Raw genomic sequence first — 9,616 nt, forward strand, 5'->3', positions numbered from 1 at the left:
TAAGTTGTCTTATTTGATTGAGACTATCAACCTATTGACATATATAAATAAAAAGGTAGAAGCGAGCGTCAAACCGACCCCCAAGATCATCTGTACATCCGTGCCATAATCAGTGTCTAGCTCTAGGGAGCGATCGCTAATAATATGTTAAAATCTATATCAGTCTATTTGCACTATTCCAGAATCAAAAGGAGGTAAGAAAAAAATGAGTGTGGTTATTCCTGATGACGTGCTGAGAGCAGCTAAAATGTCTGAAGCACAATTAAAGTTAGAAATTGCCATTATGTTATTTCAACAAGATAAAATTAGTATTGGTAAAGCTCGTCGTTTAGCTGGAATTAATTTATTAGAGTTTCAGCGAGAAATTGCTGAACGCGGTATTTGCATCCATTATGATGTTGAGGAGTTTGAAGAGGATATTAAAACTTTGCAGGAAATGGGTAGGTTATGATTGTTGTCAGTGATACTTCACCTATGACTAATTTGTCAGCAGTGGGAGCTTTGGAACTTCTTCATCAACTTTACGATCGCGTCATTATTCCTCAAGCAGTTTATGATGAAATGGCTTCTTTAGAGCAATACCAGGTACGGTTGAGGTTCAAACTTTAGATCGGATTGAAAATCGGACAGTTGAAAATCGCCAAGAAGTTGAGGAGTTGCAGGTTGATTTAGATATAGGAGAAGCAGAAGCAATTATTTTAGCTTTAGAACTGGATGCAGATTTGTTGCTGATAGATGGACGCAGAGGAAGAAGGGTAGCTTTGGAGTTGGGAGTCAGGAAAATAAGTGGGTTGTTAACTGTATTGCAGGAAGCTAAGAGAAAAGGTTTGATTTTAGAAATTAAGCCAATTTTGGATCGGTTGATTTCTGAAAATAATTTTCGGATTAGCGTTAGTCTCTATAATACGGTTTTACAATTTGCTGGGGAGTGAATTTGTGTTGGTTTAATAGCGATCGTTTCTAAAATCTGCTTGGTTTGGGAAGGAGCGATCGCTAATCATACGTCAAAATTAAAATAAGTCTATTTAACCAACCCTAGTTTGTGTTTGAAATTGAAACCCATAATTTGACAAAATAGTGAGAGCTTCTGATTTAGTTTTTCCTGTTAAGTCGGGAAGTTGTTGTGCTGCAGGAATCATCAATTAATTTCTAATTAAATATCAACAAAAAGATAGCTTTTAATATTAGAGCGATCGCCAACCTTATTTACAAACTAAAATTTCATATCCCAACAATTTTGAGCATATTCTCCCACAAATATTTTCAAAAGTCCAGATATTAGAGGTACTGATAACTGATAACTGAAATGGCGTGCTTCAGCCCAAAAATCAGCAGCTTTGTTCATAACTTCTGTTGTAAGTGGGAGAAAATCTACTACATCCTTATAACATTGAGGAATAACTATGGAATTAGCAACTGCATTTATTTCAAGCACAAATTATCTGGAAGGGGAAAAAATGAGTCCCATTCGCCATGAATATCTCGGCGGTCAAATATTCGCTATGTCTGGTGGTAGTGAGGAACATAACCGCATTTCGTTAAATATTGCTAGTTTTTTGCGTTTGAATTTACGCGGCAGCGGATGTAAAACTTTTATTGCAGATATGAAAGTTAAAATTGCCATTGCCGAAAATAGCTCGGATATTTTTTATTATCCGGATGTGATGGTAACTTGCGACCCCCAAGATATAGAAAAATATTACAAGAGTTATCCTTGTTTAATTGTTGAGCTACTTTCTCCTTCTACTCAAGATTTAGACCGACGAGAAAAACGGTTGAATTATCAAAGTTTAGCAAGTTTGCAAGAGTATGTATTGGTTTCTCAAACAGAAATGAAAGTAGAAGTTTATCGTCCGTCAGATAATGGTTATTGGTCTAGGGAAAGTTTAGGAAAAGAAGATTGTTTAGAATTAAAGTCGGTGGGGTTAACTTTAACAATGACTGACATTTATGATGAGGTTTTGATATAGCGTTCAGGATTTCCTACGGAATGCTCCGCAAACAGCTTAAGTCAAAACTTTAGCGGTGGTGCATTTTAATGGTCATGTATTGTCCGGCAATATTTGTTACGAGAACAGTGGGAGCATCTTGCTCCCGTGCCAGATATTCTTTTTTGCTGTATACCATTACGCGATTGGGACTACCAAAACTTTGTAGGTAAAGGATTTCAATTTTATCAATGCTCTAATATCATGTCCGGTTGAACAGTTATAAATAAATAACGATGGAGTCCTCAAGAGTCAGGAGTTAGGAGGTAAGAAAGAAGAAGGAAGAAGAAGAACTGGAGTTGAAGGAGAAAGTTTTTTTATCACTAATTATCCAGACATGATATAACACTTTAAATTTGTAGTGCTATATTCAACAATTAATAATGGCTTTGTTGCATGAAAGTATATCGCTGCCGCACTTGCTCCGCATATGTACTTCATAATGTGCGGAAACTGCTTTCAATAATTGATAATTGATAATTACCTCTCCCTAAAACGGAATAGAACATCAATGTTTGACAGAAAAAGGCTGAAAATTTTACCTGTAAAAGCTTTGAGATTTAATCAGCACAGTAATAACTATTGGACAATAGTAAATAGAACATCCATAATCCCGAAAGATAGCGATCGCTTTTTCAGCAGAGTAATAACTATTGGACAATAGTAAATAGAACATCCATAATCCCGAAAGATAGCGATCGCTTTTTCAGTAGAGTAATAACTATTGGACAATAGTAAATAGAACATCCATAATCCCGAAAGATAGCGATCGCTTTTTCAGCAGAGTAATAACTATTGGACAATAGTAAATAGAACATCCATAATCGCGAAAGATAGCGATCGCTTTTTCAGTAGAGTAATAACTATTGGACAATAGTAAATAGAACATCCATAATCCCGAAAGATAGCGATCACTTTGGAGGTAGAGTAATAACTATTGGACAATAGTAAATAGAACATCCATAATCGCGAAAGATAGCGATCGCTTTTTCAGTAGAGTAATAACTATTGGACAATAGTAAATAGAACATCCATAATCACCAAAGATAGCGATCGCTTTTTCAGTAGAGTAATAACTATTGGACAATAGTAAATAGAACATCAATCATCACCAAAGATAGCGATCGCTTTTTCAGTAGAGTAATAACTATTGGACAATAGTAAATAGAACATCCATAATCACCAAAGATAGCGATCGCTTTTTCAGCAGAGTAATAACTATTGGACAATAGTAAATAGAACATCCATAATCGCCAAACACAGCGATCGCTTTTTCAGCAGAGCAATAACTATTGGACAATAGTAAATAGAACATCAATAATCGCCAAAGATAGCGATCGCTTTTTCAGCAGAGTAATAACTATTGGACAATAGTAAATAGAACATCCATAATCCCGAAAGATAGCGATATAGCTGCAGAATGGATGTTAAGAACGCTACTTTCATGCAAAAAATGGGAGCAAGATATGAGCATGGGAGCAAGATATGAGCATGGGAGCAAGATACGAGCATAGGAGCAAGATGCTCCCACTGCTTTTGTCCTTGATAATAGACCATCATTACAATGCACCATCGCCAAAAAACTTATCCAGAACAAATTTCCCTACTCCCTTATTTATAAATATTCAAGGGGAGATGGTATAATTTTAAGTTTTAGCTTTTGATAACTGATAACTGAAATGACCTATAAATTATGGCACAATATTGACATACTCCCGACGTTGCCCTTACGGGAAAAATAGGGATTCTTCAGTCTGGGAAACCCTGACCGCTGTTTAGACAGAGGTGATGTCCTCCCCCTGTGTTGGACCTTACGATAACAAAATGTACCTAGCTTGTCAAGGGCATATGAACGTTTAGCTGATGAAGGTATCCGAATCTTGGCCCTGGCTTGACCATACGACGCTCCCCTGCGGGAGAGCGCGGGACTTCCCCGAAGGGAAGTTAAGGACAATTAAACAGTCCAAATAATCCATATTATCTATGACCAAAACCATACCAGAATTACCAAGCAAATACGACGCATTCTCAACCGAGGCGAAATGGCAGAAATATTGGGAAGAAAACAATACTTTCAAAGCTGACCCCAACCACCCAGGGGACCCCTACTGCATTGTCATCCCCCCACCTAACGTTACAGGGCGCCTCCATGCAGGTCATGCTTTTAACAATTCCCTCATTGACGCTCTCATTCGTTACCATCGGATGCGTGGCGACAACGCTCTCTACCTCCCCGGTACTGACCACGCTAGTATCGGTGTACAAACTATTCTGGAACGCCAACTAAAAACGGAAGGCAAAACCCGCTATGATATTGGGCGGGAGAAATTTCTGGAACGCGCTTGGGAATGGAAAGCTGAGTCTGGCGGTACTATCGTTAACCAACTACGTCGTTTGGGAGTTTCTACAGACTGGACTCGCGAACGTTTTACTCTAGATAAAGGCTTATCAAAAGCTGTTATCGAAGCGTTTATGCGTCTCTACGAAGAAGGTCTCATCTATCGCGGTAACTATCTAGTCAACTGGTGTCCAGCTAGTCAGTCTGCTATTTCTGACTTGGAAGTTGAAAATAAAGAAGTTAATGGCAACCTCTGGCATTTTCGTTACCCTCTTACCGATGGCAGTGGTTATGTGGAAGTCGCTACTACTCGTCCGGAAACAATGTTGGGAGATACTGGTGTCGCGGTTAACCCCAATGACGACCGCTACAAAAATCTCATTGGCAAAACTCTCACCCTACCAATAATGGAACGGGAAATACCTATTATTGCGGATGAGTTGGTTGACCTTGAATTTGGTACTGGTTGTGTTAAAGTTACCCCTGCTCACGACCCCAATGATTTTGAAATGGGTAAACGTCACAATTTGCCATTTATCAATATTATGAATAAGGATGGCAGTTTGAATGAAAACGCCGGACCGTTTGTTGGTCAAGACCGTTTTGAAGCGCGCAAAAATGTTGTTAAACGGTTAGAGTCAGAGGGTGTTTTGGTTAAGGTGGAGGAGTATAGTCATAGCGTTCCTTATAGCGATCGCGGTAAAGTACCTGTCGAACCTCTGCTCTCAACTCAGTGGTTTGTCAAAATTCAACCGTTGTCTGATAAAGCGCTGGAATTATTGGATGAACATAACCAACCAAAATTTGTTCCGGAACGTTGGACGAAAGTTTATCGCGACTGGTTGGTGAAAATTAAGGACTGGTGTATTTCCCGACAACTTTGGTGGGGTCATCAAATTCCAGCTTGGTATGCGGTGAGTGAAACTAATGGGGAAATTGCTGATAACACTCCTTTTGTTATTGCTCGTTCGGAAGCGGAAGCGTTGGAGCAAGCAAAAGCAAAATTTGGTGCTGATGTCAAAATTGAACAGGACCCAGATGTGCTTGATACTTGGTTTTCATCTGGTTTATGGCCGTTTTCAACATTGGGCTGGCCTGAAAACACTCCCGACTTAGCAAAGTATTATCCTACTAGCACTCTTTCTACTGGTTTTGATATCATCTTTTTCTGGGTAGCTAGAATGGCAATGATGGGAACTCATTTTACTGGCAAAATGCCGTTTGAAACTGTTTATATTCACGGTTTAATGTTAGATGAAAAGGGGAAAAAACAATCTAAATCTGCTGGGAATGGTATTGATCCTTTATTGTTAGTTGAAAAGTATGGAACTGATGCTTTACGTTATACTTTGATGCGAGAAACTGCCGGAGCAGGGCAAGATGTGAGAATGGATTATAATCGAGAAACTTATGAGTCGGCATCGGTTGAAGCGTCTCGAAATTTTACTAATAAAATTTGGAATGCTGCTCGATTTGTAATGATGAAATTAGAGGGTAAATCTCCTCAAGAATTAGGGGAACCGGAGGCGGATAAATTAGAGTTAGTTGACTGTTGGATTTTGTCTCGTTTCTATCAAGTTGTAGAGCAAACTTGTGATTATTTAGATAATTATGGTTTGGGGGAAGCTGCGAAGGGTCTTTATGAATTTATTTGGGGAGATTTTTGTGATTGGTATCTGGAATTAGTTAAGTCTCGTCTTCAGGGTGAGGATGAGATTTCTAAGTTAGTGGCACAGCAAACATTGGCTTATGTTTTGGATGGAATTTTAAGATTATTACATCCTTTTATGCCCCATATTACCGAAGAAATTTGGCATACTTTGAATCAAGTTGGTGAGGAAGATTGTTTGGCTTTGCAGTCTTATCCGAAGTTGGATAAATCTTTAATTAATTCTGATTTGGAAGCGGAGTTTGAGTTATTAATTGGAGTAATTCGGACTATCAGAAATTTACGGTCTGAGGTTGATATTAAACCAAAGGTAAAAATTACGGCAATTTTGCAGAGTGAGAATGAAAAAGAACGGGAAATTTTGAGTAAAGGTGAGGTTTATATTCAGGATTTAGCTAAGGTCGAAAAGTTGAATATTACTCCCAGTGTTGATGCAGAAGTTGGTCAAACTATTGCTGGTGTTTTTGGTACAGTGCAGATTTTAATTCCATTATCAGGAGTAGTAGATATTGAAGCTTTATCTGCTCGGTTGGAAAAGAAATTAGGAAAGTTAGAAAAAGAGATTTTATCTACTTCTAAAAGGTTGAGTAAACCAGAGTTTGTTAAGAAAGCTGATGCTCTCTTTGTAGAGGAAACTAAGAATAATTTAGCTGAGGCAGAAAAACAAGCAGAAATATTACGCGCTCGCCTACTTCAGTTAAAGTCAAATTAGGTTTATTGGGTTGGGTTTAGTTATTAGCTAGCCCAACCTTTTGATTTTGAGAATAAGGAAAGCAAATTTCTTTGCTAGTCAGAGGTATTTATCATTCTGTTGTTAAACAAGTGGATTTTCTATAAACTGAATAAATTGTTTTCCTAAATCTGTTGTGATACTTTCTTGGGAGTTATATTTAACATCTGAGATAATTTTGTCAATATTTTTAGTATGTTTGACAGTTCTAAAATTGTTTTCATACTTACGACTATCAGGAGTGGTAGATATTGAAGCTTGATCTGCTCGGTTGGAAAAGAAATTAGGAAAGTTAGAAAAAGAGATTTTATCTACTTCTAAAAGATTGAGTAAACCAGAGTTTGTTAAGAAAGCTGATGCTCTCTTTGTAGAGGAAACTAAGAATAATTTAGCCGAGGCAGAAAAACAAGCAGAAATATTACGCGCTCGCCTACTTCAGTTAAAGTCAAATTAGGCATAGTTGGTTGGGTTTAGTTATTAGCTAGCCCAACTTTTAATTTATTTCTAGCAAAAACTTTTTCTATTTGGCAGTAATTCAGGAATTTTGATTATTGTTTTGGGAATGCAGGTATTAGAAGTTCGACCTTACACAGTTGATGGATTAGCATTTGATTTAATCCATAACATTTTGATCGTACTCAGTATATTTAATCATCTTATTAACAGACTCTTGAGAAATTTTTAGATGAACGTTTGGACTATTCAGACGACAACGTTGAATAGGAATACCTAAAGAAATAGCTGCTGCTATAAATGCACCGTTACAAACATATCTACGAAAACATCCTTCTACCATATGTTTATAGCTATAGCTTCCTTGTTTAGTATTAAAAGTTTCAGTTTTATCTACTTTACTTAGCTATTCTCGACTATCAGGAGTAGTAGATATTGAAGCTTTATCTGCTCGGTTGGAGAAGAAGTTAGGAAAGTTAGAAAAAGAGATTTTATCTACTTCTAAAAGGTTAAGTAAACCAGAGTTTATTAAGAATGCTGATGCTCTCTTTGTAGAGGAAACTAATAATAATTTAGCCGAGGCAGAAAAACAAGCATAAATATTACGCGATCACTTACTTCAGTTAAAATCAAATTAGTTTTATTTGGTTGGGTTTAGTTATGAGCTAGCCCAACCGTTTATTTTGAAAATAAAAAAAGCAAATTTCTTTGCTAGTCAGAGATATTTATCATTCTGTTGTTAAACAATTGGATTTTCTATAAACTGAATAAATTGTTTTCCTAAATCTGTTGTTCTACTTTTTTGGGACTTATATTTTACATTTGAGATAATTGAGTCAATATCTTCGGTATACTTGACTGTTCTTACGTCAATTTCTTCTATTTGATTAGCTAGGGAAAATGATGTTGCAACTATTGGTTGAGGAACTGGACTGATAAATGGGCTTTTTTCCTCTTTAAAATTTTTATATACTTCTATCAACTCAATTAATTCTTTATCATTTAGTTGTTTTAATATTTGATTATAAAAACTATGATTTTCTTCTAAATCTTGCAAGTTAGCCAAAAATTCTTCGTAATTATAATTATCTATATAATGCAGCATTCTGAGCAATCTAATATGAGACACAGTAAATTCGTCAATCCATTTAAGGAAAATTGCTTGAATATCATCTTTAAGAGAGTTAGGAATAGCCGAATTTAAAACTGCATTTCTCAATACCTCTAATTTTTCTTGCTGATGCTCACAATCGTCAATACGGATAGCTTTTTTGAAAGTTGTTTTAAATGTAGGATTATCAAAACTTACTGCTTCAATTTTTTGCTGTAAAATCAATAAATATTCTACTAATTTATCTGAAAAATCATGCAATCTTTGACTGGAAGGTTCTTTAATATAATTCTCATAAAAAGTTACTGCAAGTGAACCTATTGCCGGAATAGCACTAACTAATGCTTTCTTATGTCTTGGGAATCCAACCTCCAGAAGTTAGACCTTATACAGCTTATGGAGTAGGAACATAAGAGAGCGATCGCTTACTTCAGCTAAAGTCAAATTAGGCATAGTTGCTTGGGTTTAGTTATTAGCTAGCCCAACTTTTAATTTTGAGAAGAAAGAAAGCAAATTTCTTTGCTAATCAGAGGTATTTACCATTCTGTTGTTAAACAAGTGGATTTTCTATAAACTCAATGAATTGTTTTCCTAAATCTGTTGTTCTACTTTTTTGGGACTTATATTTTACATTTGAGATAATTGTGTCAATATTTTTAGTATGTTTGACAGTCCTAAAATTGTTTCATACTTACGACTATCAGGAGTAGTAGATATTGAAGCTTTATCTGCTCGGTTGGAGAAGAAGTTAGGAAAGTTAGAAAAAGAGATTTTATCTACTTCTAAAAGGTTAAGTAAACCAGAGTTTGTTAAGAAGGCTGATGCTCTCTTTGTAGAGGAAACTAAGAATAATTTAGTCGAGGCATAAAAGCAGGCATAAATATTACGCGATCGCTTACTTCAGCTAAAGTCAAATTAGGCATAGTTGCTTGGGTTTAGTTATTAGCTAGCCCAACTTTTAATTTTGAGAAGAAAGAAAGCAAATTTCTTTGCTAATCAGAGGTATTTACCATTCTGTTGTTAAACAAGTGGATTTTCTATAAACTCAATGAATTGTTTTCCTAAATCTGTTGTTCTACTTTTTTGGGACTTATATTTTACATTTGAGATAATTGTGTCAATATTTTTAGTATGTTTGACAGTCCTAAAATTGTTTCATACTTACGACTATCAGGAGTAGTAGATATTGAAGCTTTATCTGCTCGGTTGGAGAAGAAGTTAGGAAAGTTAGAAAAAGAGATTTTATCTACTTCTAAAAGGTTAAGTAAACCAGAGTTTGTTAAGAAGGCTGATGCTCTCTTTGTAGAGGAAACTAAGAATAATTTAG

At 36.1% G+C, this 9,616-nt stretch carries 17 protein-coding genes; 9 read left to right on the forward strand and 8 right to left on the reverse strand.

Annotation, left to right across the window (positions count from 1 at the left end; all coding sequences use genetic code 11):
* The first annotated feature begins 205 nt into the window (after positions 1 to 205).
* From F6K23_RS09260 to F6K23_RS41660, 3 genes are read left to right on the forward strand one after another with little or no spacing between them, the layout of a single operon-like run.
* Positions 206 to 451: a UPF0175 family protein gene (locus F6K23_RS09260; protein ID WP_293153739.1), complete on the forward strand. Its 246-nt coding sequence runs from the start codon at positions 206 to 208 to the stop codon at positions 449 to 451.
* On the forward strand, positions 448 to 609 hold the full coding sequence (locus F6K23_RS41655) for a hypothetical protein (protein WP_367267667.1): 162 nt from the start codon (positions 448 to 450) through the stop codon (positions 607 to 609). The genes F6K23_RS09260 and F6K23_RS41655 overlap by 4 nt, the downstream gene beginning before the upstream one ends.
* A gap of 47 nt (positions 610 to 656) precedes the next feature.
* Entirely contained in the window at positions 657 to 932 is a 276-nt protein-coding gene (locus F6K23_RS41660) for a DUF3368 domain-containing protein (protein WP_367267668.1), read from the forward strand.
* Positions 933 to 1,025: 93 nt separating this feature from the next.
* Here the strand turns inward: F6K23_RS41660 and F6K23_RS09270 are convergent, their stop codons facing one another.
* Together F6K23_RS09270 and F6K23_RS09275 are read right to left on the reverse strand one after the other, a co-directional pair.
* Positions 1,026 to 1,139, reverse strand: a complete 114-nt coding sequence (locus F6K23_RS09270; RefSeq protein WP_293153742.1) for a PASTA domain-containing protein — start codon at positions 1,137 to 1,139, stop codon at positions 1,026 to 1,028.
* A gap of 74 nt (positions 1,140 to 1,213) precedes the next feature.
* On the reverse strand, positions 1,214 to 1,435 hold the full coding sequence (locus tag F6K23_RS09275) for a hypothetical protein (RefSeq protein WP_293153745.1): 222 nt from the start codon (positions 1,433 to 1,435) through the stop codon (positions 1,214 to 1,216).
* A gap of 22 nt (positions 1,436 to 1,457) precedes the next feature.
* Between F6K23_RS09275 and F6K23_RS09280 the strand changes: the two genes are divergently transcribed.
* A complete protein-coding gene (locus F6K23_RS09280; protein ID WP_293153748.1) occupies positions 1,458 to 1,970 on the forward strand; it encodes a Uma2 family endonuclease in 513 nt (170 codons plus the stop codon).
* Positions 1,971 to 2,567: 597 nt separating this feature from the next.
* Here F6K23_RS09280 and F6K23_RS09285 read toward each other — a convergent pair.
* The 4 genes from F6K23_RS09285 to F6K23_RS09300 are packed head-to-tail and all read right to left on the reverse strand — an operon-like array spanning position 2,568 to position 3,303.
* Complete coding sequence (locus F6K23_RS09285; protein ID WP_293153751.1) at positions 2,568 to 2,735, reverse strand: hypothetical protein; 168 nt, start codon at positions 2,733 to 2,735, stop codon at positions 2,568 to 2,570.
* The gene (locus F6K23_RS09290; RefSeq protein ID WP_293153751.1) at positions 2,710 to 2,877 is read right to left on the reverse strand and encodes a hypothetical protein; all 168 of its coding nucleotides are present in this window, start codon (positions 2,875 to 2,877) and stop codon (positions 2,710 to 2,712) included. Before F6K23_RS09290 ends, F6K23_RS09285 begins: the two co-directional genes overlap by 26 nt.
* Before the next feature lie 45 nt (positions 2,878 to 2,922).
* Complete coding sequence (locus tag F6K23_RS09295) at positions 2,923 to 3,090, reverse strand: hypothetical protein (protein ID WP_293153754.1); 168 nt, start codon at positions 3,088 to 3,090, stop codon at positions 2,923 to 2,925.
* A 45-nt stretch (positions 3,091 to 3,135) separates the two neighbouring features.
* Complete coding sequence (locus F6K23_RS09300) at positions 3,136 to 3,303, reverse strand: hypothetical protein (protein WP_293153757.1); 168 nt, start codon at positions 3,301 to 3,303, stop codon at positions 3,136 to 3,138.
* A gap of 668 nt (positions 3,304 to 3,971) precedes the next feature.
* Between F6K23_RS09300 and F6K23_RS09305 the strand changes: the two genes are divergently transcribed.
* The gene (locus F6K23_RS09305) at positions 3,972 to 6,707 is read left to right on the forward strand and encodes a valine--tRNA ligase (RefSeq protein WP_293153760.1); all 2,736 of its coding nucleotides are present in this window, start codon (positions 3,972 to 3,974) and stop codon (positions 6,705 to 6,707) included.
* Between the two features lie 289 nt (positions 6,708 to 6,996).
* Positions 6,997 to 7,179 (forward strand): hypothetical protein, encoded by a 183-nt coding sequence (locus tag F6K23_RS09310; protein WP_293153763.1) that lies wholly within the window; start codon positions 6,997 to 6,999, stop codon positions 7,177 to 7,179.
* A gap of 159 nt (positions 7,180 to 7,338) precedes the next feature.
* Here F6K23_RS09310 and F6K23_RS09315 read toward each other — a convergent pair whose 3' ends face one another.
* On the reverse strand, positions 7,339 to 7,521 hold the full coding sequence (locus F6K23_RS09315; RefSeq protein ID WP_293153766.1) for a hypothetical protein: 183 nt from the start codon (positions 7,519 to 7,521) through the stop codon (positions 7,339 to 7,341).
* A gap of 91 nt (positions 7,522 to 7,612) precedes the next feature.
* Here F6K23_RS09315 and F6K23_RS09320 point away from each other — a divergent pair, with 91 nt between their 5' ends.
* Complete coding sequence (locus tag F6K23_RS09320) at positions 7,613 to 7,777, forward strand: hypothetical protein (protein ID WP_293154117.1); 165 nt, start codon at positions 7,613 to 7,615, stop codon at positions 7,775 to 7,777.
* Between the two features lie 140 nt (positions 7,778 to 7,917).
* Here the strand turns inward: F6K23_RS09320 and F6K23_RS09325 are convergent, their stop codons facing one another.
* Positions 7,918 to 8,514 (reverse strand): hypothetical protein, encoded by a 597-nt coding sequence (locus F6K23_RS09325; protein ID WP_293153769.1) that lies wholly within the window; start codon positions 8,512 to 8,514, stop codon positions 7,918 to 7,920.
* A gap of 436 nt (positions 8,515 to 8,950) precedes the next feature.
* On the opposite strand from F6K23_RS09325, the gene F6K23_RS09330 reads away from it, so the two are divergent.
* A complete protein-coding gene (locus F6K23_RS09330) occupies positions 8,951 to 9,157 on the forward strand; it encodes a hypothetical protein (RefSeq protein WP_293153772.1) in 207 nt (68 codons plus the stop codon).
* A 263-nt stretch (positions 9,158 to 9,420) separates the two neighbouring features.
* A partial coding sequence (locus tag F6K23_RS09335) for a hypothetical protein (RefSeq protein ID WP_293153775.1) occupies positions 9,421 to 9,616 on the forward strand: 196 nt, incomplete at its 3' end.

This window comes from Okeania sp. SIO2C9, from assembly GCF_010672455.1.
In the GTDB taxonomy this organism is placed as follows: domain Bacteria; phylum Cyanobacteriota; class Cyanobacteriia; order Cyanobacteriales; family Microcoleaceae; genus Okeania.

Excerpts from the sequence above, each read along its gene's own strand:
- F6K23_RS09260 (WP_293153739.1), top strand. The coding sequence starts at position 206 with ATGAGTGTGGTTATTCCTGATGACGTGCTGAGAGCAGCTAAAATGTCT.
- F6K23_RS41655 (WP_367267667.1), top strand. The coding sequence starts at position 448 with ATGATTGTTGTCAGTGATACTTCACCTATGACTAATTTGTCAGCAGTG.
- F6K23_RS09270 (WP_293153742.1), bottom strand. The coding sequence starts at position 1,139 with ATGATTCCTGCAGCACAACAACTTCCCGACTTAACAGGAAAAACTAAA.
- F6K23_RS09280 (WP_293153748.1), top strand. The coding sequence starts at position 1,458 with ATGAGTCCCATTCGCCATGAATATCTCGGCGGTCAAATATTCGCTATG.
- F6K23_RS09285 (WP_293153751.1), bottom strand. The coding sequence starts at position 2,735 with ATGTTCTATTTACTATTGTCCAATAGTTATTACTCTACTGAAAAAGCG.
- F6K23_RS09290 (WP_293153751.1), bottom strand. The coding sequence starts at position 2,877 with ATGTTCTATTTACTATTGTCCAATAGTTATTACTCTACTGAAAAAGCG.
- F6K23_RS09295 (WP_293153754.1), bottom strand. The coding sequence starts at position 3,090 with ATGTTCTATTTACTATTGTCCAATAGTTATTACTCTACTGAAAAAGCG.
- F6K23_RS09300 (WP_293153757.1), bottom strand. The coding sequence starts at position 3,303 with ATGTTCTATTTACTATTGTCCAATAGTTATTGCTCTGCTGAAAAAGCG.
- F6K23_RS09305 (WP_293153760.1), top strand. The coding sequence starts at position 3,972 with ATGACCAAAACCATACCAGAATTACCAAGCAAATACGACGCATTCTCA.
- F6K23_RS09315 (WP_293153766.1), bottom strand. The coding sequence starts at position 7,521 with ATGGTAGAAGGATGTTTTCGTAGATATGTTTGTAACGGTGCATTTATA.
- F6K23_RS09330 (WP_293153772.1), top strand. The coding sequence starts at position 8,951 with ATGTTTGACAGTCCTAAAATTGTTTCATACTTACGACTATCAGGAGTA.